Source organism: Mycobacterium sp. MS1601 (assembly GCF_001984215.1).
GTDB lineage: Bacteria > Actinomycetota > Actinomycetes > Mycobacteriales > Mycobacteriaceae > Mycobacterium.
Genome location: NZ_CP019420.1, coordinates 3,007,889 through 3,028,852 on the forward strand (window position 1 = coordinate 3,007,889; position 20,964 = coordinate 3,028,852).

At 66.6% G+C, this 20,964-nt stretch carries 22 protein-coding genes; 10 read left to right on the top strand and 12 right to left on the bottom strand.

Annotation, left to right across the window (positions count from 1 at the left end; genetic code table 11):
- Positions 1–7 precede the first annotated feature (7 nt).
- On the top strand, positions 8–859 hold the full coding sequence (locus BVC93_RS14690; RefSeq protein ID WP_083738106.1) for an FAS1-like dehydratase domain-containing protein: 852 nt from the start codon (positions 8–10) through the stop codon (positions 857–859).
- 81 nt (positions 860–940) lie between these two features.
- On the opposite strand, the gene BVC93_RS14695 is transcribed toward BVC93_RS14690, so the two are convergent.
- The 5 genes from BVC93_RS14695 to BVC93_RS14710 all read right to left on the bottom strand — a co-directional run bounded on the left by BVC93_RS14695 (position 941) and on the right by BVC93_RS14710 (position 5,397).
- Positions 941–1,624 (bottom strand): GntR family transcriptional regulator, encoded by a 684-nt coding sequence (locus BVC93_RS14695; protein ID WP_083738107.1) that lies wholly within the window; start codon positions 1,622–1,624, stop codon positions 941–943.
- A 140-nt stretch (positions 1,625–1,764) separates the two neighbouring features.
- Positions 1,765–3,909, bottom strand: a complete 2,145-nt coding sequence (glgX, locus tag BVC93_RS14700; protein WP_083738108.1) for a glycogen debranching protein GlgX — start codon at positions 3,907–3,909, stop codon at positions 1,765–1,767.
- A gap of 118 nt (positions 3,910–4,027) precedes the next feature.
- Positions 4,028–4,198, bottom strand: a complete 171-nt coding sequence (locus BVC93_RS33110; RefSeq protein WP_157516926.1) for a hypothetical protein — start codon at positions 4,196–4,198, stop codon at positions 4,028–4,030.
- Positions 4,199–4,298: 100 nt separating this feature from the next.
- On the bottom strand, positions 4,299–4,718 hold the full coding sequence (locus tag BVC93_RS14705) for a hypothetical protein (protein ID WP_083738109.1): 420 nt from the start codon (positions 4,716–4,718) through the stop codon (positions 4,299–4,301).
- The gene (locus BVC93_RS14710; protein WP_083738110.1) at positions 4,705–5,397 is read right to left on the bottom strand and encodes an HAD family hydrolase; all 693 of its coding nucleotides are present in this window, start codon (positions 5,395–5,397) and stop codon (positions 4,705–4,707) included. Before BVC93_RS14710 ends, BVC93_RS14705 begins: the two co-directional genes overlap by 14 nt.
- Before the next feature lie 171 nt (positions 5,398–5,568).
- On the opposite strand from BVC93_RS14710, the gene BVC93_RS14715 reads away from it, so the two are divergent.
- The 6 genes from BVC93_RS14715 (at position 5,569) to BVC93_RS14735 (ending at position 11,253) form a co-directional block, all read left to right on the top strand.
- Positions 5,569–7,422, top strand: a complete 1,854-nt coding sequence (locus BVC93_RS14715) for a hypothetical protein (protein ID WP_192860327.1) — start codon at positions 5,569–5,571, stop codon at positions 7,420–7,422.
- Complete coding sequence (locus tag BVC93_RS33590; RefSeq protein WP_192860328.1) at positions 7,422–7,574, top strand: hypothetical protein; 153 nt, start codon at positions 7,422–7,424, stop codon at positions 7,572–7,574. Before BVC93_RS14715 ends, BVC93_RS33590 begins: the two co-directional genes overlap by 1 nt.
- Positions 7,574–7,957, top strand: a complete 384-nt coding sequence (locus tag BVC93_RS14720; RefSeq protein WP_083738111.1) for a hypothetical protein — start codon at positions 7,574–7,576, stop codon at positions 7,955–7,957. The genes BVC93_RS33590 and BVC93_RS14720 overlap by 1 nt, the downstream gene beginning before the upstream one ends.
- Positions 7,954–9,231: a hypothetical protein gene (locus BVC93_RS14725; protein WP_083738112.1), complete on the top strand. Its 1,278-nt coding sequence runs from the start codon at positions 7,954–7,956 to the stop codon at positions 9,229–9,231. The genes BVC93_RS14720 and BVC93_RS14725 overlap by 4 nt, the downstream gene beginning before the upstream one ends.
- A gap of 161 nt (positions 9,232–9,392) precedes the next feature.
- Positions 9,393–10,760 carry an MFS transporter gene (locus BVC93_RS14730; RefSeq protein WP_083738113.1) on the top strand — a complete coding sequence of 456 codons (1,368 nt, stop codon included), beginning with the start codon at positions 9,393–9,395 and terminating at the stop codon, positions 10,758–10,760.
- 34 nt (positions 10,761–10,794) lie between these two features.
- Positions 10,795–11,253 (top strand): PPOX class F420-dependent oxidoreductase, encoded by a 459-nt coding sequence (locus BVC93_RS14735; RefSeq protein ID WP_083738114.1) that lies wholly within the window; start codon positions 10,795–10,797, stop codon positions 11,251–11,253.
- Here BVC93_RS14735 and BVC93_RS14740 read toward each other — a convergent pair whose 3' ends face one another.
- Positions 11,254–12,045, bottom strand: coding sequence for a hypothetical protein (locus BVC93_RS14740; protein ID WP_236950367.1), 792 nt, complete (start codon positions 12,043–12,045; stop codon positions 11,254–11,256).
- Positions 12,046–12,096: 51 nt separating this feature from the next.
- On the opposite strand from BVC93_RS14740, the gene BVC93_RS14745 reads away from it, so the two are divergent.
- The gene (locus tag BVC93_RS14745; RefSeq protein WP_083738116.1) at positions 12,097–12,594 is read left to right on the top strand and encodes a hypothetical protein; all 498 of its coding nucleotides are present in this window, start codon (positions 12,097–12,099) and stop codon (positions 12,592–12,594) included.
- Positions 12,595–12,626: 32 nt separating this feature from the next.
- Here BVC93_RS14745 and BVC93_RS14750 read toward each other — a convergent pair whose 3' ends face one another.
- From BVC93_RS14750 to BVC93_RS14760, 3 genes are all read right to left on the bottom strand, one after another.
- Positions 12,627–13,808: a serine hydrolase domain-containing protein gene (locus BVC93_RS14750; RefSeq protein ID WP_083738117.1), complete on the bottom strand. Its 1,182-nt coding sequence runs from the start codon at positions 13,806–13,808 to the stop codon at positions 12,627–12,629.
- Between the two features lie 39 nt (positions 13,809–13,847).
- Positions 13,848–15,404 carry a biotin carboxylase gene (locus BVC93_RS14755; protein ID WP_083741063.1) on the bottom strand — a complete coding sequence of 519 codons (1,557 nt, stop codon included), beginning with the start codon at positions 15,402–15,404 and terminating at the stop codon, positions 13,848–13,850.
- Between the two features lie 73 nt (positions 15,405–15,477).
- A complete protein-coding gene (locus BVC93_RS14760) occupies positions 15,478–16,110 on the bottom strand; it encodes a TetR/AcrR family transcriptional regulator (RefSeq protein ID WP_083738118.1) in 633 nt (210 codons plus the stop codon).
- Positions 16,111–16,220: 110 nt separating this feature from the next.
- Here BVC93_RS14760 and BVC93_RS14765 point away from each other — a divergent pair, with 110 nt between their 5' ends.
- Positions 16,221–17,546, top strand: coding sequence for a cytochrome P450 (locus BVC93_RS14765; protein ID WP_083738119.1), 1,326 nt, complete (start codon positions 16,221–16,223; stop codon positions 17,544–17,546).
- A 4-nt stretch (positions 17,547–17,550) separates the two neighbouring features.
- Here BVC93_RS14765 and BVC93_RS14770 read toward each other — a convergent pair whose 3' ends face one another.
- Positions 17,551–18,735, bottom strand: a complete 1,185-nt coding sequence (locus BVC93_RS14770; RefSeq protein ID WP_083738120.1) for an MFS transporter — start codon at positions 18,733–18,735, stop codon at positions 17,551–17,553.
- Positions 18,736–18,790: 55 nt separating this feature from the next.
- Here BVC93_RS14770 and BVC93_RS14775 point away from each other — a divergent pair, with 55 nt between their 5' ends.
- Positions 18,791–19,951, top strand: a complete 1,161-nt coding sequence (locus BVC93_RS14775; protein WP_157516927.1) for an ROK family protein — start codon at positions 18,791–18,793, stop codon at positions 19,949–19,951.
- A 6-nt stretch (positions 19,952–19,957) separates the two neighbouring features.
- Here the strand turns inward: BVC93_RS14775 and msrA are convergent, their stop codons facing one another.
- Entirely contained in the window at positions 19,958–20,425 is a 468-nt protein-coding gene (gene msrA / locus BVC93_RS14780; RefSeq protein WP_236950447.1) for a peptide-methionine (S)-S-oxide reductase MsrA, read from the bottom strand.
- Between the two features lie 56 nt (positions 20,426–20,481).
- Positions 20,482–20,937, bottom strand: a complete 456-nt coding sequence (gene msrB / locus BVC93_RS14785; RefSeq protein WP_083738122.1) for a peptide-methionine (R)-S-oxide reductase MsrB — start codon at positions 20,935–20,937, stop codon at positions 20,482–20,484.
- Positions 20,938–20,964 lie beyond the last annotated feature (27 nt).

Sequence of the window (20,964 nt, forward strand, 5' to 3'; positions counted from 1 at the left end):
AGTTGAGATGTCACTGGATCGGTACATCCAAGGCTGGAATCCTCAAACACTCACCAGCACAGAGAATCTGACTGTCGATACCGCACAGCGGTTCGCTGCGACCCTGGACCTGGATGTCAACATCGGCGGCGGTGACCGCCTGCCGCCGATGTGGCACTGGTTCTACTTCACCGAGTTCGCGCCCACTGCCGAACTGGGGGACGACGGGCACCCGCGTGACGGGCACTTCCTGCCGCCGATCCCGCACCGCCGCAGGATGTTCGCCGGAGCGCGGCTGCGCATCCACGAACCGATGCTGCTGGGGCAACAGGCCACTCGCACGTCCGAGTTGGTGACCACCAAGGTCAAGCAGGGCAGGACCGGTGAACTGCTGTTCGTCACGGTGCGCAACGAGTTCAGCCAGAATGGCAGCGCGCGTATGACGGAGGAACAGGACCTGGTGTACCGCAGCGACTCCGGGGCGGCCACACCGTTCGTCAAGGTCAACGAGCCGCTGGAAGCCCCGACTGCGCCCTGGGTGTCCGAACCGCACACACACCCGGCGCTGCTGTTCCGGTTCAGCGCATTGACCGCCAATGCGCACCGCATCCACTACGACCAGGAGTACACCACGACAGTCGAAGGCTTCCCAGGACTGGTGGTGCACGGACCTCTACTGGCGCTGTACATGTCCGAGCTCGCCCGCACCAACAGTGACAGGCCACTGACCAGCTTCGACTTTCGGCTCTTGAAACCGGTTTTTGTCGGCGACCCGATCAGGGTGCAGGGCGCCCCGGCGGCCGACGGAGCCGCCGCGGAACTGTCGGTGGTCTCCGGCGCGGGGATCCTGCATGCCACCTCCACCGCCGGCTACTCATGATGTGGCCCCGCCGGTCAACGGCAGGATGATCGATGTGCCGGTGGTGGAGCGGGCTCGCCGTATTCTCGCGGTGGCGGCGCGTTAGCCGAGTGTGCCGCTGGCCGTCAGGTGCTCGGCCAGCAGCACGCCCGCCCGCCGCACGTGATGTGCCATCGCATCCCGCGCCGCCTCGGCGTCACCGGAGCGCAGATGCTCGATGATGGCGCGGTGGTCCTTGGCCGACGCCTCGGGCCAGCCCTCGACCGCGGCGAAGAACTTCCGTGGTGCGTACGGCAGCGTCGCCTTGATGAGCCAACGGATCTTGCGTGACCCGGCCACCCGGTAGATCGTTTCGTGGAAGCGGTGATTGAGCCGCTCGACAGCCTCGAAGTCCTTGTCCGCATTGGCCTGTTCCAGCTCGGCCTGGATGCCCTCCAGCTCGTCCACCAACTCGACACTGATGATCTGCGCGGCCCTGGCGGTGAGTTCACCACCCAGCAGTGCCTGCGCGTCGTAGACGTCGCGGATGTCCTCCCCGGACAGCGCGGTGACGGAGAACCCGCGTCGTGGTTCGATCGTCAAGAACCCCTCGGTCTGCAACAGCAGCAGGCCTTCCCGCGCCGGGGTGGCGCTGATCCCGAGGTCGTCGGCCACCACCTCGGGGCGGATGAATTCGCCCGCGCGCAGTTGGCCGGAGACGATGAGCTCGCGGACGTGAGCTGCGGCAAGGTCGCTGAGGCGCATCAGCGGCCCCCGCTTGCGGTCAGCGGCAGCCGTCGGTTTCACCCGTCAAATATAGACAATATTCTCCATCGGAGAGGCCATATCCGTCGCGGGGCTCCGGTATGGGCGCGGCCGCGGACGCACCAACGTTGTCACCGTGGCGGCCGGCCGGTCCGGACTGGCCGGTCTTCCGGCCTGAAGGATCAACCGGCGGTGGCCTGTAGCACCACGATTGCGCGGGCACCGACCTTCAGCGTCGCCGAGGCGGCCACCGGCTCGGCCTCCGCGTCACCAGGCTCGGAGGCGGTGTCCACCACCGGTTGCCAGCCTTCACCGAATTCCGAAGGTGGGAGCGTGAACTCGATGGGTTCGTGGTGGGCGTTGAAGCACACCACAAACGAGTCATCGGTGACGCGCTGGCCCCGAGGATCGAGATCGGGGATGCCGTGGCCGTTGAGGTAGACCGCCACCGACTTGCCGAAACCGGAATCCCAGTCCTCGTCGTTCATCTCGGAACCGTCAGGGCGGAACCAGGAGATGTCGGGGACACCCGCGGATCCGCGCTGGCGCACCGGACGGCCATTGAAGAACCGCCGACGCCGAAACACCGGATGCTCGGCGCGCAGCGCCGACACTGTGCAGGCGAAGTCCAGCAGTCCCTGATCGGCCTCGGCCCAGTTGACCCAGGTGATTTCGTTGTCCTGGCAATAGCCGTTGTTGTTGCCGCCCTGCGTTCGGCCCAACTCGTCGCCGTGGCAGATCATCGGAACACCCTGCGACAGCAGCAGAGTGGTCAGGAAGTTGCGCTGCTGCTGGGCGCGCAGCGCGTTGATCTCCGGGTCATCGGTGGGACCTTCGGCACCGCAGTTCCACGACCGGTTGTGGCTCTCGCCGTCGTTGTTGTCCTCACCATTGGCCTCGTTGTGTTTCTCGTTGTAGGACACAAGGTCTCGCAACGTGAAACCGTCGTGGGCGATGACGAAGTTGATGGAGGCGACTGGCCGGCGCGCAGTGTGTTCGTAGAGATCCGCCGAGCCGGTCAGGCGCGAGGCGAACTCGCCGAGGCTGGCCGCCTCACCACGCCAGAAGTCGCGCACCGTGTCGCGGTACTTGCCGTTCCACTCGGTCCACTGCGGCGGGAAGTTGCCCACCTGGTAACCGCCGGGGCCGACATCCCACGGTTCGGCGATCAGCTTCACCTGGCTGACCGTCGGATCCTGTTGCACCAGTTCGAAAAACGTCGACAACTTGTCGACGTCGTAGAACTCACGGGCCAGAGTGGACGCCAGATCGAAGCGGAAGCCGTCGACGTGCATCTCGGTGACCCAGTACCGCAACGAATCCATGATGAGCTGCAGCGAATGCGGGTGCCCGACGTTGAGGCTGTTGCCCGTTCCGGTGTAGTCCATGTAGTACCGCTTGTCGTCATCGACAAGGCGGTAGTAGGCGGCATTGTCGATACCGCGCATCGACACCGTGGGGCCCATGTGGTTGCCCTCGGCGGTGTGGTTGTAGACCACATCGAGGATGACCTCGATGCCGGCCTCGTGCAGCGCCCGGACCATCGCCTTGAATTCCTGCACCTGACCACCGGGGGTGGTGCTGCTGGTGTACTTCGAATCCGGCGCGAAGAAGCCGATGGTGTTGTATCCCCAGTAATTCGACAGACCCTTGTCGATCAGCGTCGAGTCATTGGCGAAGTGGTGCACCGGCATCAACTCAATTGCAGTGATGCCCAAGGACTTCAAGTGATCGATGATCGCCGGGTGGGCGATTGCGGCGTAGGTGCCGCGGATGGCATCGGGGATATCTGGGTGAGTTTCGGTGAGGCCCTTGACATGAGCCTCATAGATGAAACTGTCGGCGTACTCGCGCTGCGGTGGGCGGTCCATTCCCCAGTCGAAGAACGGATTGATCACCACCGACTTCGGCATACTGGCGGCCGAGTCCTCGTCGTTGCGGCTGTCGGGATCACCGAAGTTGTAGCCGAACAGCGACTGATCCCACTTGAACGTACCGTCGATGGCTTTCGAGTACGGGTCCAGCAGCAGCTTGTTCGGGTTACAGCGAAGCCCGGCGCCCGGATCGTGGGGTCCGTGGACGCGGAAACCGTAACGCTGTCCGGACTCGATGCCGGGTAGGAAGCAGTGCCAGACAAAACCGTCGACTTCGGGCAGTGTGTACCGGGTCTCGGTGCCGTCTTCGTCGAACAGGCACAACTCGACCTTCGTGGCCACCTCGCTGAACACGGCGAAGTTGGTGCCCGATCCGTCGTAGGTGGCGCCAAGCGGGTAGGCCTTGCCAGGCCACACCTCGACCACTCGAGCCGGGTTGGTGGCGGGGCTCACCTGGTCGCTCGCTTGCGCCTGGCGGTCATCTGGGGCAACTCCTCGCGTCGGGGATGAGGAGTTCAACCTATCGACTGACCTTTCGGGTTGCACATCGGTGGGTGGTGGCGAGACAGCTCTATTCGGCGACACGGTGCCGACCGTGATACAGCGAATCGGAACTGCGGCCGGTTCCGCCGAATAGCGCCAGGCCAGGGTCGCCGAACAACAACATGTCGGAAGCGGCGGCGATGCGGTCAATCGCAACACCGTCGGGTGTTGACAGCGGTTCGGGTGTGGTGTTCGCCATGTCGCCTTCCTCAGTCGGTCCGGGCCACCGCGCCGTGGCAGTCGAGCAGGTCTATACCCCAAACACGGTGTCCAAAACTGACACCTCGGGCAATTGCTCCTCAGTCCGGAGTCGCCTCGTGCCCCTGGCGTCCGGGAGTGCGTCTGACCTGCTTCATCTCTGCTTCGTAGACGTGCCGGACACCGCCGGTGAGCTCCCGCCGAACCGCCTTCTCATGCTCGCGGAACACCGTCCAGTACACGTCGTCGTACTCCTCGACCACCTGGAATGTCCAGCGGCCAGCGAGCACGTTCCGTCCCACCAGGTCAGCGTCCAGCTCGTCGGCGATGTCGATGTGACCCGCGGCGCGCAGCTGAGCACACGCCTCGCCGACCTGGCCGTCGGCGTGGCCCATCAGCTGGTGGAAGGTGTACAGGGCGCCGCGGGCGCGTTCGACGGTCTCCAACGCTTCGGAGAGTTTGCCCACGGCTTCGACCGTGGCGTCGTCCACTCCGGGCGGGCGTCGATCAAGACTGTCCATGGCGGGCTTCCCCCTTGGCGAGTTCCCCGATGCGGGTGGAGTGCAGGTGCTCTAGCAGTTCCTGGGCGTCTTCGAAAACTGCCCGGGCTCCGGCGTTTTCGAGCTCACCGCGGGACACCCCGCCGGACATCAGTCCGATGCAGGGCACGTCGGCACGCTCGCACGCCTCGACGTCCCAGACCGCGTCCCCCACGAACACCGCTTTCTCGGTGCCGACCCCGGCGCGCTGTAGGGCGATCTCGACGATGCCCGGCTCCGGTTTGGCGGTGTCGACGTCCTCGCCGGAGGTCACAGCCGAGAACACATCCTCACTGTCGAGGACGCGACGCAACAGTTCGAGTTCGTCCTCGGGGGCGGAGGTCGCCAGAACCACCTGCAGGCCGAGCTGCTCGACGCGGTCCAGTAAGGCTCGCGCACCAGGTAGCTGTTTCATCAGTGGCGCGGTCTCGCGGTAGAAGCGCGAGTGCAGGTCCTTCAGTCGGGCGGCGACGTCCTCGTCGACGCCGCCGGTCAAGACATCCACCAGCGCCGAGCCGTCCATGCCGATGCACCGGTGTGTTCGCCAGGCCGCGACGTCGATGCCTTCTTCGGCGAAGGCCCGGGTCCACGCGTGGACATGCAGATAGTTGGAGTCGACAAGCGTGCCGTCGACGTCGAAGAGAACCGCAGAAGAAGACATCTGGTAGCGGTACCCGGAAACGAGGTGTCCAGCGCCAAAAAAGTTTTACAAATTCGCCTCAACGTAAATCTGGGCGCGACGAGGGCGTTTGAGTTACTCACCGGTACCAGCGGTCCGGCTATTTGCTCGAAGGCTCTTGAAACCGCCCGCGAACAGTCCATACTCAGGAACGTGACGTCCCCGAGCGCCGTTGAAACCTCCGCCGTCCTGGCCGCCGCCACTGAGGGCGGAGGTGCGGCGCTCGACCAGGTGATCGGCCTGTCGGCTGTCGCTGCCGTGGTCACCGTCCTCCTGATCTGGATCGGCTACCAGCACAGGGCCAGGAAGATCACCTGGCTCAACACCACAGCCGAGAGCCTGGGCCGGCGGTTCAAGCGCCCGCCCTGGGTGGCCATGCAGATCTTCCTGTTCACCGGGACACTGATCTGCGCACTGTTCGGCTTCATCTGGGACGTCGGCCTGCACATCGGCAAGGGGCGAGACGATGGACCGCTGGCCAACCCCGCCCACTACTTCATCCTGGTGGGGCTGTTCATGCTGTTCATCGCCGGGGCGTTGGCCTGCACACTGCCCTACGACAAACCGGGGACGGCCGCGGTTCGTATCACCCGGCACTGGTACGCCCCAGTGGGTGGTGTGTTGATGACCGTCTGCGGGCTCTACGCGCTGATCGGCTTTCCGCTCGACGACGTCTGGCACCGCATCTTCGGCCAGGACGTCACGTTGTGGGGGCCCACCCACCTGATGCTGATCGGCGGGGCCGGACTGTCGCTGATCGCGGTGCTGTTCCTGGAATACGAGGGCCGAAAAGCCATGGGGCCGGACGCGCCGCGCGACGGCTACGCCATCAAGTCGCTGCGCTATCTGTCCTTCGGCGGGCTGGTGATCGGACTGTCGGTCTTCCAGATCGAATACGACTTCGGCGTCGAACAGTTCCGGCTTGTGTTGCAGCCCATGATGATCGCCGGTGCCGCGGCTCTGGCGCTGGTGGCCGCACGGCTGGTGCTGGGGCCGGGCGCAGCCATCGCCGCAGCGCTGCTGGCGATCGTGCTGCGCGGGGCCGTCGTCCTGGTGGTCGGCCCGGTGCTGGGCGCACCCATCAGTTGGTTCCCGCTTTACCTCGGGCCTGCGATCATGGTGGAACTGCTGGCCTTGACGCCATTGCTCAAGCGGCCCTTGTTGTTCGGCGCGGTGGGGGGAGCGTTGGTGGCCACCGCCGGGCTGTGGCTCGAGTCGTTCTGGATCGCCGCCGTCTATCACTATCCTTGGCCGACGAGTATGTGGGGCGAAGCGCTGCTGATGGCAGTGCCGGTCGCGGTGTTCCTGGGCCTGTGTGGGGCGATGGTGGGCATGGTGCTCACCGGACAGCGCCTACCGCGCCCCGCGGTGGGCGTCTCCATCGTGGTGCTGACGGTCCTGGTACTCGGCGGGGCGGTCACCTTGGGTCTACAGGCAAAGGTTCCCGAGAATGCCACGGCCACCATCGCTTTGACGGACGCACCGAATGTCGGTGATCAGCGGATGGTGACCGCCGATGTCCGCATCAACCCGCCCGACCTGGTGAGCGAGCACCCCGAATGGGTCTCGATCCTGGCCTGGCAGGGTGGGCTGGCCAACGAACGCGGCCTGATCATCGACCGCCTGGAGAAGGTGGGCACTGGACACTACCGCTCCACACGCGCCGTTCCGGTGTCCGGAACGTGGAAGACTCTGTTGCGTGTGCAAGACGGGTCGATGATGGCCGGAGTCCCGATCTACCTGCCCGCCGATCCGGGTATCGGTGCGGAGGGGTTGCCGGCCGAGGCCAGCGTGACAAGGGATTTCGTCCCCGAGATCACCATTCTGCAGCGGGAACGCAACTTCGACCATCCGAGCTGGTTGTTCACCGCGGCATCGTTGGTGGTGCTGGTGTGCACGCTGGCCCTCATCGCCGCACTGACCTGGGGCGGTGGTCGGATCAATCGGGCGGACCCGCAGTCGGTGACGCAGGACGATCCGGAGCCGAGGGTGCAGCCGACCCGCTGATGGGCGTCACCTACCTGGCCGACCACACACTGCTGTTGGCCCTACCTGCCCTGCTGCCCGCGGTGATCGTCGCGGGTGTGGTGGTCTTCATCGCCGTCCGAGATCGCAGGCAAGGGCCTGACGAGCACGCCGACAACACCGAAAGTGACTGATGTACCGACTCTGTGGTGTGTTCTTCGCCCTCCTCGCGCTCGCGGGATGTTCCTCGGCACCGACTGTTCCGCAGGCCCCGCAGTCCGTCTCGACCACAGCCGCTGCGGCCGAACTCGGCCCCGTCCTGGACATCACCATCGCCGGCGCAACCGTGACACCCACCAACGCCGAACTCGAGGCCCGGGTGGGAATGCCGATCACCCTGAACGTCACCAGCGACGTGGCCGATGAGCTGCATGTACACGCGGTTCCCGAGCGCACCTTTGCCGTGGAACCCGCTGCGGGCCAGAGTTTTCAGTTCACCGTCGACGTGCCGGGCCGCGTCGATGTCGAGCTGCACGAGGCGCACCGCACCGTGGTGAGCATCCAGGTCCGGCCATGACCGAGGCCACCGTGCTCGCCCATGGGCTCGGTGGCTCGACGGATCTGCCGATCCCGCCCACCTTCGCCCTGATCGGTGCGGCGTGGGCGCTGACACTGACCTTCGTTGTGGTGGCGTTCGCTTGGCGCACAGCACGTTTCGACACGGCTGCTGCCGGCCGGGAAATGCCGAGGCTGACGGCGCTGATCGACAGCGTGGTGCTCCGCCGGATCGCGGGCGGAGTGGCGCTGGTGTTGGCAGTCTGGGTTGTGGTGCTGGCGCTGACGTCCGAAGCCGACAATCCGCTGCCCGGGGTGTTCTATGTGCTGCTCTGGGTGGGTCTGCCGGTGCTCTCGGCCATGACCGGCCCGCTGTGGCGGGTGCTCTCGCCGGTGCGTACGCTCTGGCCGGCGGGACGCGCAGCACGCCGGTATCCCGAGAGCTGGGGCTATCTGCCTGCCGCCGCGGGGCTTTTCGCCTTCGTCTGGCTGGAGCTGGCCAGTCCGGATCCCGGCGCCTCGTCGGTGATCCTGCTGTGGTTGGGCTGTTACGCCGTGGTGATGGTGGTGGGCGGGGCCGTGTTCGGGCCCCGTTGGTTCGCCCGAGCCGATCCCTTCGATGTGTACAGCGTCACGGCGTCGCGGCTTTCGCCGTTTCGGCGGAGCTCCGACTCGATCGTGGTGTTCGGCAGCCCATTCCACCACCTGCCCTCGCTGCCGGTACGCCGCGGCACGGTCACTGTGCTGGCGGTGTTGCTGGGTTCCACTGCCTTCGACAGCTTTTCGGCCATGCCGGTGTGGCGGGCTTTCGTCGACGACCTGGGCGGCGGCGCCTGGGTCGGTACCGCCGTCGCCACCGTGGGCCTGGCGGTGTTCATCATCGTGGTGGGGGTGAGTTTCTGGGGCGCCGCGCGCGCCACGGGAGGGCTGGACGCCCCACGGCGACGCCTGCTACCAGGTCAGCTGGCGCACTCACTGATTCCCATTGTCATGGGATATGTACTGGCGCACTATCTTTCGTATCTGGTGGAGCGTGGACAGCAGACGCTGATCCTGCTGCTGAAACCCATGGGTCTGAGCTGGGACGTGGCGTACGTACTCTCCGAGCATCCCGGTGTGTTGGCCACCGTGAAGGTCGGCGCTGTGGTGCTGGGGCACATGGCCGGTGTGGTGGCCGCCCACGACGCAGCCTTGCGTCTGCTCCCGAAAGGACATCAGCTCACCGGGCAGTTGGCCATGATGCTGGTGATGGTGGCCTACACGTTCACCGGGTTGTACCTGCTGTTCGGCGGGTGAGCCCGGGGCCGGCCGCCAGCACCGTGAGCGCGTCGGCTCTTTGGGCGCAGAACTCGTGGGATCCCACCTGACTGCGGGTCATCACCCCCGGGGTACCGGCCAGCAGCCTCTGGGACAATCGCTCGGTGTCATCGACCGAACGTGCGGGGTTTCCGCTCGGGATGGCGTTGCTGGTGGCCGGTGCGCTCTTCATGGAGATCCTCGACGCCACCATCATCACCCCGGCCATCCCGCTGATCGCCGATTCTCTGGGCGTAGAACCGGTCGACGTCAACGTCGCGATCTCCGCCTATCTGGTGACGGTGGCGGTGCTGATTCCGGCCACTGGGTGGCTGACCGACAGATTCGGGATCCGGCGGGTGTTCCTCGGCGCCATCGTGGTGTTCACCGTCGCCTCGATCGGCTGCGCGTTCAGTGTCTCGTTGCCGATGCTGGTCGGGATGCGGGTGCTGCAGGGTGTCGGCGGCGCGATGATGGTGCCCGTCGGGCGGTTGGCGGTGCTGCGCTACAGCGACAAACTGGACCGGGTGCGGGCCATCGCGCTGCTCACCTGGCCGGCGTTGGCCGCGCCCGTGGTGGCCCCGGTTCTGGGGGGTGCCATCGCCACGCTGGGATCGTGGCGATGGATCTTCCTGGTCAACATTCCGATCGGCATCGTCGGATTCGTCCTGGCGCTGCGGTTGATACGTGGTGGCCCCGCCGAGACTTCCCGACCGCTGGACTGGCGCGGACTGCTGACCCTGAGCTCCGGTATCGCGGCGGCGCTGATCGCCTTGGAGAGCATCCGGGTGTCGGGCACGGACTGGCTGCTGGTGCTCGTCGGCGGGGTGGCGGCCGTGGTGCTGCTGGGGCTGGCGGCCGGGCATCTGCACCGGGCTGCGGAGCCGCTGGTGAGGTTCGGCGTGCTGAAGTTCCGCTCGCTGCGCATCACGGTCTCGGCGGGAGGGCTGTACCGGATGGTGATCACAGCGGTGCCTTTCCTGCTGCCGCTGCAGTTCCAACTGGTGTTCGGATGGTCGCCGTTCATGGCCGGTGCCATGGTGGCGGCGCTGTTCGCCGGCAACCTCACGATCAAACCGATCACCACCCCGCTGCTGCGCAGATTCGGCTTCAAGTGGGTGCTGCTGGTCAACGGAGTGCTGTCGGTCGGGTGGTTCGGGGTGCTGGCGACACTGTCGCCCACCATGCCGACGTGGATGATCGCGGTGATCCTCTATGTCAGCGGCGCGCTGCGCTCCATCGGCTTCACCGCCTACAACACGCTGGCATTCGCCGACGTCGAAGGCGACGATCTGACCCACGCCAACACCCTCAACGCCTCGGTGCAGGAGCTGGCCTCAGGCGTGGGCATCGCGCTGGCGGCCTTGCTGCTGAGCCAGCTGACCCCGGTTGTCGGCGGCGACCTCGGGGCGGCCTACCAGTGGACGTATCTGGTGCTGGCGGCGCTGCTGGCGCTCACCCTGATGGAGACCATCCGGTTGCCGCGCGCCGCCGGCGCCGAGGTCAGCGGCACCCGCATCAGACGCTGACCAGGTTGCTTCACCGCGCACTACGCTGGATCAGGTGCCTCGTACCTATGCCACCGCTGAACACGTGGAACTCGCCGCTCTACTGGAGTTCGTGACCCCACGGCATCGCATGGTGCTGACCACCTTCCGCGCCGACGGCAGCCCGCAGAGCTCGCCGGTGACGGGCGGGGTGTACGACGGCACGTTGGTGATCTCGACCTACCCGCAACGTGCCAAGGCGGCCAACATACGTCGCACCGGCACCGCCAGCGTCGTGGTGCTCTCCGACGAGTTCAACGGACCCTACGTGCAGATCGACGGTGACGCCGAGGTGGTGGATCTGCCCGACGCCGTGGAGGCCTTGGTGGACTACTACCGCGCCGTGGCCGGCGAGCATCCCGACTGGGAAGAATACCGTCAGGCCATGCGTGAGCAGGGCAAATGCCTGATCCGGGTGACGCCGAGGCGGTGGGGACCGGTAGCCACAGGCGGATTCCCGCCGGAAAAGGCGTAGTCAGCCGCGCAGTTCGTCGAGCCGCTCGCGCAGCTCGGTGATGCGCGCGTCGGCGTCGAGCCCTGCCACCTCGGCCTCGCTGTAGGCGCGTTCGGCGTCCTGCAGCGCACTCTCGGCTGCGCGCAACCGACGCTGAGCTTCGTCGTGGGCGGTCCGTGCGGCGGCGAGCTCGGTGTGTCTACGCCGCAACACCTCATCGGTGTCCTTCTTGGTCCGGCGGGCCTGCGCCATCTCTGTGCGGGCCTGCTCGCGTTCCTGGCCGCGCGCGTCCGTCGCGGGCTTGTCGGCCGGCCTCGTCGGCGGCTTCCCGGCTTTCTTGGGCGGCGGTGCTTTGGCGGTGGAGACACCAAAACCGAAGCCCGACCACTGCTCGGCTTTGACCAGCGTGCCCAGTCGGGCGGCGACCTCGGGGTCAGCGATGGCGGCCTGCAGTGTGGCCGTAACGTCATCGCGCAGTGCGGCGGGCGGGTTGTCGACATCTGCGGCGCGCAACGCTTCCGTGGTCAGTCCGGTGACCAGTTTGCGCTGCTGCGCCGACAGCGCCCGGATGCGTTCACCGTCCATCTGGGCGTGGGCGTCACGAAGCTGATCGGCCAGTTCTTGCAGCCGGTCACGCGCGTCGGGATCGTGATGCACCAGCGTGTTGACCACCCATGCCGCGGTGGTCGGTTTGCGCGCGGCCTTGAGCGCGGCGGCGGCGTCGGTATCGCCGCGGCTTTTCGCCTCGGCCGCCAATCTGGTGCGTAGTGCGGTGAACTCCTCGGGCCGGGCCCGGTACAGCTCGTCCAGCATGTCCACCATCATGGGCGCTGAGTTCGAAGGACGGGCTTAACCTGGCAGGTGATGGCGCTCGATTTCACCAAACTGAAGCTCAGGCAGCGCGACGGCGTGACGTGCGGACCCAGTACCGCGATCGTCGCCGCGGCGATGTTGGATGACTCCTACGCCGCCCACCTGGAGCAGGCGGGGTGGTTCGAGGCCGAGCAGCAGACGCTGCATCGTCAACTCAACACGGTGTGGCCGCGCGCGCTGGGCACCACCCCGTTCGCCATGGTTACCGCACTCAACCGGCACAGCGGCGACGTGCGTTACCGGTGGACGTCGCGTTTTGACGGCGTGCCCGCGGCGGTGCGGCAGGGTTGGCCGGTGCCGATGCTGCTCGGCAGGGGCATCCCGCGGCATTGGGTGCTGTTGGTCGGAGTCGAGGGCGGCCGCTACCGCATCTACGACCCGGGTCACGGTGATGTGCTGTTGGCGACGGCCGCGGAACTGCGTGGTGGGCTGGGTTTCCCGCAGGTGTTCGGCTATGTGGTGCCCGCAGTTTCTGCACCTGGGTCGTGATCGGGTGCGACTCGGCGACCCTGATGCAGAAGTCAGCTCTGGACCAGCGAGTTCGCGATGGTGTCGAAGGCCGCCAGCGTCGGGAAGAACTTGGTGGCGTCCTGCGGCAGCGGCCAACTCGACAGCTTGGCCGCCACCATGTTGACCGCACGGTTGATGTAGATCATCTGGCCGTGGATGCCCAGGCACAGCGCCACGTGGTTGCCGGGGTAGGGGAACCACACCTGGTTGCGGTACATCCCGCCGGGCATCCGGTTGTCGTCCGGGCTGGCGGCGAAGGCCTCGCGGGAATCGGGGCCGCCGGCCAGGGTGTCGGCGATCCACGCCGGTGGCACCACCTGCGCTCCGGTCAGTGACACCCCGTCGTTCAGGAACAGTGAGCCGAACCGCGCCAGATCGGCCAGGCAGGCGTTGATGCCGCCGTCGAACATGCCGGTGCCCACCGGGTCGACACCGATGGTGGCGTCGTGCTCGGCACCCAGGTTGGCCCACAGCAGCCGTGACATCAGCTCCGGCATGCGTTCCCCGGCGGCGGCCTCACACACCCAGCCCAGTACGTCGGTCTCACACGAGCGGTAGCGGAACGGCCCCCCGTGCGGAGCGTCGGCACGCAGCGTCGCCAGGTAGTCGTACATGGTGGACGGCAGGTCGGCCACGGTGCGCGGAGCCCAGCCAATGGCCTGTTCGAGCAGGCGCACCTCGGCCGTCGGATCCAGATAGTCCTCGGAAAACGAGATGCCGGAACGCATATCGAGCAGATTGCGCACGGTCGCTCCGTCGTACCCGGACGTCGACAGCGCGGGCACGAAAGCGGTGACCGGTGTGTCGACGTCGATTTCCAGCGCGCCCAGCACCGTGGACACCAGGGTCTTGCTCACCGACATCAACAGGTGCGGGCTGGCCGCCGTCATGCCGGCGTAGTACTGCTCGGTGAGCACCGTGCCGTTGTGTACGACGATCCAGCCGTCGGTGGCGGTGGCCGCCATGACGTCGCCGACGGTGGTCTGCCGGGCGTGGGTGGCGTCGAAGAACGGCAGTTCGGCAAGAGCTGATGGTGTCGCGGGCAGTTCGGCCACCGGGCCGGCGCCGCGGGAGATGGTGGCGACGGGCAGGAAGTCGGCGATGTGCTGAAAGGTCCAGTGCAGCTGCTCAGCTGATTGCCAGTTGTCCAGCGTCAGGTTCGACGGAACACGGCCAGACTTGCCGCCGATCACGTGGGTTCTCCTCTGTAGTTCTCGACGACATTAACCGACTCACTTGACGCTGGGTGGGGTGGGCGGAGCCGGTTCCGTCAGAGGAGTACCCGCATATTCGGTACGTATCGAGTCGATGAGGTGTCGGGCCCGGATGGTCAGCGCCGAGGTGCCCGCGGATTCGGTCTGCAGCCGGCCCTTGGTGACCAGTACCCCGAGATCGGCACCTTTCCAGCGGTAGTCGCCGGGGCCGTAGATCCGCAGGAAAAACGCCTCGGACTCGTTCTGCAGCTGGTGCCAGTCCAAGGCGGCGCGCCGGAACACCAGGGCGCCGCTGCCGTCGAGGGCGTACTGGCCGGTGCGCGGGGTGGCGGTGAGCTGCTGGACGATGTCGTCGGTCTCCTTGAGGATCATCTGGCTCCATACGTCCTCGGAGGCCAGTTCCTCCCAGCGCTCGTTGATCTCGTCGACGTCGAGATCGAAGTCCACACCCATGAACTCGAGGATGTGGAACAGGAACAGTGGCACGTCGGCGTAGGCGCCGGCGGTGACGTTGGTGATGGATGAGGCGCCGCTGATGCGCGGGTTGAGCTCGCCGAGGTAGACCTCGCCGGTGTCGGTGTCCACCAGGACGTCGACCTCGAAGAATCCGCGGTAGCCTTCCCTGGCCAGTCGGTCACCGAGTCGCCGCACCAATTGTCGTGCAGTGCTTCTACTTTCGCCGGTCAGTACCTCGGGGAACATCTCGTTGCCGCACCAGCCCCCGCGCGCCGGGGTCAGCTTGGGGTAGCCGATCAGTTCCGACATGAACGGGCCGACGATGGTGCCGCACCGCGTCAGGACGGCCTCCACCGCCACTGGGCGGTTGTTGATGCGGCGCATGACCTTGATGTCCTGGCCGACGATATCGGCGCTGTGCTTGCGCCAGTCGACTTCCGAGGAGATGAAGAAGGTGGTCTTGCCCGAGTCGCCGTAGGGGGTCTGGACCACGAGTTCGTCTCCCAAACCGGCCTTTTCGGCCGCCTCCTGCAGACCGGCCCAGTCGTCGACCTTGGTCAGCACGTTCGGGACGCTGGGGGCACCCGCCTCGTTGCCCAGTTGGGTGGTGACGATCTTGGAATCCAGGTGCTGGCGCAGGCTCGCTGGCGGCAGGATCAGGTCGTAGCCCAGTTCGCGGCAGATGTCCTCGGTTTCGGCGTCGAAGAACACCATCGCGACCTTGGGGCGCACACCGCGGGGGGTGTCGGCGTCGATGAACGCCCGGACCTCGGGATTGGTGAGCAGCCAGTTGTTGATCTCCTCGCCGCTCTCGAATTCCTTGTACGGCTTGTGTGCCGGAGTGAACACCCGGGGGTGCGCGCCGTCCCAGGCGTCGTAATAGGCGATGTAGGAGAAATTGCGCACCCAGCGGTCCAGGCCGAGCAGGTTGAACGGTGTGGCGCCCACAAAGTAGATGGGGATGTCGTTGGTGCGGAAGAAATGCCGCACCTCCGAGATGTTCTTCAGACGCCGCCGTGGGGTGCCCGAACCCGGCGCGAATGCGGCGTCGGTGGCGACGCTGACCTCGGATGCAGTGGCTTTGGTGGCACGGGTGGTGCGGACCGGGCGCTCGCTCATGCGCACAGTCTCCACCCGCGGCGCCGAATGCGCTTTCTGATCGGATGATTCGGTAGTTCCGGCTGCGGAGTGCCTAGGCGGGATGGGCGCGGCTGAGCAGCGCCGCGCAGGCGGTCACGGCGGTGTCGGTGATCGACCGGATCTCCTCGCCGCGCTCCATGGTGTCGGCGGTCAGCTCACGAAGTCCGCCGAAGAGGATCAGTGACAGCGGCCGCGTCACCGGCTCGAAGTCGGCGCGCAGAAAGCCGGGATTGGTGGTGAGCTCCATGAGCATGCTGGTGAGCCGTTCCATCGTGCGACGTTGCACGGGTCGGGCACGATCACCCAGGGCGGGGAACTCCCGGATCCAGGCCAGCCAGATCGCCGGCCGGGATTCGATGGTGTTGACGTAGGACTCGACGGCCTGTTCCACCTGCTGGTACCAGTGCCCTTCGGGATCGATGGTGGCCAGGATGTCGGTGATCATCCTGGCGTTCTCGATCTCGAGGAGTTCCAGCAGGCAGTCGTCCTTGTTGCCGAACTGGTCATAGAAGGTGCGTTTGGAGGTGCGGGCGTGCCGGACGATGTCTGCGACGGTGGTCTCGCGGTAGCCCCGTTGCTCGATGGAGGTGGCCAGGCCGTCGAGCAGACGGTCGCGGAACGGGTCGTTGCCGTCGGCGGGAGTGTTGATCGTGTCGACGGCGGCCACCTGTCCATACTCCCGCATTCCCGCTCCGGATTCGCCGATTGATGTTGCCTTTACTGGTACTACCCAGTACCGTCGGTAACACGACGCGGTACGCAGCGGTACCGCGGCAAGCGAGGGGAGTGACCCCGATGACGGTGCACACCGATCACACCACCGACGCCCGGCTGCCCGTTCCGCCGGTGGCGCGCGCACCCAAGGTGCTCCAAGGCATCGGGTACGCGTTGTTCCGCAGACAGACCATCGGCATGCTGACTGACCGGCACGGCAGCGTGTTCACCATTCGCATCCCGGTCTTCGGAAACATGGTGGTGGTCACCGATCCGGCACTGGCGAAGCAGGTGTTCACCGCCGGCACCGAGGACCTGGGCAACATCCAGCCCAACTTGAGCCGCATCTTCGGTCCCGGGTCGGTGTTCGCCCTGGAGGGTGCCGAACACCGTCGGCGCCGCAAGCTGCTCACCCCGCCGTTCCACGGCAAGGCGATGAAGAACTACGAGCAGATCGTCGAAGAGGAGACCCTGCGCGAAGCCGCCACCTGGCCTGACGGGCAGGAGTTCGAAACGCTGGAACCGATGATGCGCATCACGCTGAACATCATCCTGCGGGCGATCTTCGGCGCAGACGGTGCCAACCTGGAGGCGTTGCGCCGCATCATCCCGCCGTGGGTGACCCTCGGCTCCCGGTTGGCTGTGGTCCCGACGCCCACGAGGAACCTCGGCAAGTGGACACCCTGGGGCAGGCTGGCCGCCTACCGAAGTCAATACAACACCGTGGTGGACCAACTGATCGACCGGGCCCGACACGATCCTGGGCTCGACAGTCGCACCGATATCCTGGCGTTGCTGCTGCGCAGCACCTACGAAGACGGTACGCCCATGTCGCGCAGCGAGATCGGCGACGAACTGCTGACCTTGCTGGCAGCCGGCCACGAGACCACCGCCTCCACGCTGGCGTGGAGCTTCGAGCGGATCTCCCGTCATCCGGCGGTTCTGCGGCAGTTGGCCGCCGAGGCCCAAGGGGGTGGTAACGAGTACCGCCAGGCCGTCATCCTCGAGGTGCAGCGCAACCGCACCGTCATCGACTTCGCTGGCAGGCACGTCCTTTCCCCGGATTTTCAGCTCGGGGACTTCCATGTCCCACAGGGGTATTCGGTGTCCGTGGCGATCGGTCAGGTGCACGGCGACCACGGCGAGTTCCCCGATCCGGAGCGCTTCGACCCGGAGCGCTTCCTGGGCAAGCGGCCCAACACATTCGCGTGGGTGCCGTTCGGCGGCGGCACCCGCCGCTGCGTGGGGGCGGCCTTCGCCACCATGGAGATGGATGTCGTGCTCCGAACGGTGTTGCGCGAATTCACCATCGAGACCACCACGCAACCCGGCGAGAAGTGGCATTCCCGGGGAGTGGCCTTTACCCCGAAGAAGGGGGGCCGGGTCACTCTGCGGCGCGGGCGCTGACGCTCTACAGGCGTGTCGGGAAGGCCTGTCTGGCGGCCATGCTCAGACCGAGTGAAGCGGTGATCAGAGCCACCGCCACCCACGGCAACCACGACGGGCCGATCGTCGGCAGCAGAGCCGCGCCGAGCGCGGAGCCGCCGGCGATGCCGAAGTTGGCGGTCGAATTGACCCAGGCGCCCGCCATTTCCGGTGCCACCGCGTGCGTGCGTACCGAACACGCCTGATAGATCAGGGGAGCTCCGCCGAAGGCGCCGTTCCACACCGCCGCGGCGATCACCACAGGAATCAGGGCCGGGTATCCCGCACCGAACGCGATCAGTGCGATCACCACGCCCCCCAATGAGAGCAGGGTTGCGCGGCGTGGTGCGCGGTCCAGTGCCCGCCCGGTGAGCCAGAGTCCGACGAGTCCACAAGCGCCGCACGCCAACAGGATCGGGCCCACCAGTGTCGGTGACGCACCCGCCCCGAGCAGCAGCACGCTGATGAAGGTGTACACCGTGAACTGGCCCAGATAGGTCATCGTGTTGGCGGCCGCGACCGCGGTCAGGTCACGACGACTGCCGGTGCTGTCCGCCGGCCGCTCCGGAGTACCCGAGCCGACGGCGGGCAGCAGGCGGGCCACCAGCACGAGTGTCACCGCAGCCAGGACGGTCAACAGGCCGAACGACAGTCGCCAGCCCACCGCGGTGCCCAACGAAGTCGAAATGGGCACGCCCAGAACAAAACCCGCCGAGGCACCGCCGGTGGCGATGGACAGCGCCCGGCCCACGTGCGAGCGGTTCACCAGCCGTGGGACATAGCCGATGCACAACGAGAAGAACAGCGCGTGGGTGATGCCACCGATCACCCGACCCGCAGCCAGCACCGCGAACGTGGGCGCCAGGGCCACCACCAGATTGCTCAGCAGGTAGCAGAACAACGTGGACAGCAGCAGGGGCTTGCGGCGGAGGCCGGCGGTGAGTTGTGTCAGGGGGACGGCCAGGGTGGCGACCATGACGGCATACAGGCTGACCAGTAGTCCGGTGGTGGCATCGGAAGTGTCGAAGGTGGCACTGATGGCGGGCAGCAGGCCGATGGGCAGCATCTCGGTGGTGACGGCCAGGCAGGACGCCAGCGCCAGTGACAGCAGGCCGGGCAGCTGGGTGCGCAGGTCAGGGGCGTCGGTGTGGGAGTCCCCGAGAGCGGTCACCGCAGTGAATATACTCAGCTGCTGAGTTTAATCAACATGATTGAGTGGTCCATCGATGGAACAACGTCCAGTCGAACAGGTGCGCTGGTTGCGGGCCGCTCAGCTGCTGGCGCTGCTGCGCTCCGAACCGGGTATCACCCGGGCCGAGGCGGCCACCCGGCTGGGGATCGGCAGCGGTGGCGCCACCGATCTGGTGGCCCGCTTGCGCCGTGTGGAACTGCTCGACGAAACGCCCGCGCCCGCGCAGGGCCGCGGCCGTCCCACCACGGTGCTGACGCCGCACTCGGACGGTCCACTGGTACTGGCGGTCGAGGTGGGGCCGGCCCACTGGCGACTGGCCGTGGCAGGCCTGGATGCGCAGTACGACGTGGTGGATGAGGGCGAGCATGTCGGCAAGCAGTTGCCGCGGCTGCTGGTCGAACTGCGCGACGCCGTGGCCAGCGTGCACCGCCGATCGTCGAAGCGCATCGCCGCGGTGTCGGTGTCGATGGCCGGCACCGTCAGCGGCACCCGGCTGGTGCAGTTCACCACCAAGGGCTGGAACGACGTCGATTTGTCGGTGCTCACCGCAGACCTGTCGGTGCCCTTGCTGATCGGCAACGACGCCACCCTGGCCGGGCTGGCCGAGGCCTGCACCGGTGCCGCCCGCACGGCGCGCACGGCGCTGCACCTGATCGTGGCGGTGGGACTGGGCGGGACGCTGGTGCTCGACGGTGTGCCCGCCGCGGGGGCGCACGGAGCGGCCGGCGAATACGGGCACATCCCCTTCGGCGACCCGCGCCGAGTCTGCCCGTGCGGGGCCCGGGGGTGCTGGGACATGGATGTCGACGGCCGCGCACTGGCGCGTCATCTCCGCGAACCGGAACCCGACGACCCGGTGGCCTACGCCCGCCGACTACTGGACGTCGGGCCCACTACCACGACCAGGAAGGCGTTCACCCAGGTGGCCTCCGCGCTGGGTGCAGGCATCGCCGGCCTGGTCAATCTGCACGACCCGGAAGTGGTGACGCTCGGAGGGCTGGCTGTTGGCCTGCGGGCCGCCGCGCCCGAGCAGTTCAGGCAGGCCTACCTCGAGGGGCTGATGGCCTTCCGCAAAGCAGACCCACCGCAGGTGCGGGACGGCATCCACGGCGACGACGCCCCGTTGCGGGGCGCCGTCCTACGCGGACTGGACCACATCACCACCGAAGCCGCACTCGCGGAGTGGGCCCGGTAGTACGAGTCAGGCGTCCTGCGTCGCTCGCTTGGGCAACTTCCATCCCGCACGCGGGAAGTGGCAGGTGTAGCCGTTGGGATAGTGCACCAGGTAGTCCTGGTGCTCAGGCTCGGCCTCCCAGAAGTCGCCGGCCGGCGTGACCTCGGTGACCACCTTGCCCGGCCACAATCCGGAGGCGTCCACGTCGGCGATCGTGTCCTCGGCGACCTGCTTCTGCTCGTCGTCGAGATAGAAGATCGCCGATCGGTAGCTGGAGCCGACGTCGTTGCCCTGGCGGTCCTTGGTGCTCGGATCATGGATCTGGAAGAAGAACTCCAGCAGCGCCCGGAAGTCGGTGACCGCCGGGTCGAATTCGATCTCGATGGCCTCGGCATGCCCGGGGTGGTTGCGGTACGTCGGGTGGTCGTTGCGCCCACCGGTGTAGCCGACGCGCGTGGAGACGACGCCGGGCTGCTTGCGGATCAGGTCCTGCATGCCCCAGAAGCAGCCACCTGCAAGAATCGCGGTCTTGTTCGTCGTCCTGCTTGAAGTCACTGTGCGTCCTCCTTGAACAGACTGATGTACTGGCCGTAGCCCTGTGCCTCGAGCTCGTCGAGGTGGATGAACTTCAGCGAAGCCGAGTTGATGCAGTAGCGCAACCCGCCCTGGTCTTTCGGGCCGTCGGGGAACAGGTGACCCAGATGGCTGTCGCCGCCGGCCGAACGCACTTCGGTGCGGATCATGAAGTGGCTCAGGTCGCGCTTCTCGACGACGTTCTGCGCGTCGATGGGCTTGGTGAAACTGGGCCAGCCGCTACCGCTCTCGAACTTGTCCACCGACGCGAAGAGCGGCTCCCCGCTGACCACGTCGACGTAGATGCCGGGCTCGTGGTTGTCCCAGTACTCACCGGTGAACGGGCGCTCAGTGCCGTTCTCCTGCGTGACGTGGTACTGCTCCGGCGACAGTGCGCTGAGCGCCTGCGGGTTCTTGTTGTAGGTCTGTGCCACGGAAACCTCCTTGAATTGGCACTTGTA

What these genes read in the sequence shown, in the direction of transcription:
- BVC93_RS33590 (WP_192860328.1), top strand. Translation starts at nt 7,422, where the DNA reads ATGGGCGTCACCTACCTGGCCGACCACACACTGCTGTTGGCCCTACCT.
- BVC93_RS14725 (WP_083738112.1), top strand. Translation starts at nt 7,954, where the DNA reads ATGACCGAGGCCACCGTGCTCGCCCATGGGCTCGGTGGCTCGACGGAT.
- BVC93_RS14705 (WP_083738109.1), bottom strand. Translation starts at nt 4,718, where the DNA reads ATGGACAGTCTTGATCGACGCCCGCCCGGAGTGGACGACGCCACGGTC.
- msrA (WP_236950447.1), bottom strand. Translation starts at nt 20,425, where the DNA reads ATGCAGGACCTGATCCGCAAGCAGCCCGGCGTCGTCTCCACGCGCGTC.
- BVC93_RS14710 (WP_083738110.1), bottom strand. Translation starts at nt 5,397, where the DNA reads ATGTCTTCTTCTGCGGTTCTCTTCGACGTCGACGGCACGCTTGTCGAC.
- BVC93_RS14745 (WP_083738116.1), top strand. Translation starts at nt 12,097, where the DNA reads ATGGCGCTCGATTTCACCAAACTGAAGCTCAGGCAGCGCGACGGCGTG.
- BVC93_RS14765 (WP_083738119.1), top strand. Translation starts at nt 16,221, where the DNA reads ATGACGGTGCACACCGATCACACCACCGACGCCCGGCTGCCCGTTCCG.
- BVC93_RS14730 (WP_083738113.1), top strand. Translation starts at nt 9,393, where the DNA reads ATGGCGTTGCTGGTGGCCGGTGCGCTCTTCATGGAGATCCTCGACGCC.
- BVC93_RS14690 (WP_083738106.1), top strand. Translation starts at nt 8, where the DNA reads ATGTCACTGGATCGGTACATCCAAGGCTGGAATCCTCAAACACTCACC.
- BVC93_RS33110 (WP_157516926.1), bottom strand. Translation starts at nt 4,198, where the DNA reads ATGGCGAACACCACACCCGAACCGCTGTCAACACCCGACGGTGTTGCG.
- BVC93_RS14740 (WP_236950367.1), bottom strand. Translation starts at nt 12,045, where the DNA reads ATGCTGGACGAGCTGTACCGGGCCCGGCCCGAGGAGTTCACCGCACTA.
- BVC93_RS14755 (WP_083741063.1), bottom strand. Translation starts at nt 15,404, where the DNA reads ATGAGCGAGCGCCCGGTCCGCACCACCCGTGCCACCAAAGCCACTGCA.
- BVC93_RS14775 (WP_157516927.1), top strand. Translation starts at nt 18,791, where the DNA reads ATGGAACAACGTCCAGTCGAACAGGTGCGCTGGTTGCGGGCCGCTCAG.
- BVC93_RS14760 (WP_083738118.1), bottom strand. Translation starts at nt 16,110, where the DNA reads ATGCGGGAGTATGGACAGGTGGCCGCCGTCGACACGATCAACACTCCC.
- BVC93_RS14720 (WP_083738111.1), top strand. Translation starts at nt 7,574, where the DNA reads ATGTACCGACTCTGTGGTGTGTTCTTCGCCCTCCTCGCGCTCGCGGGA.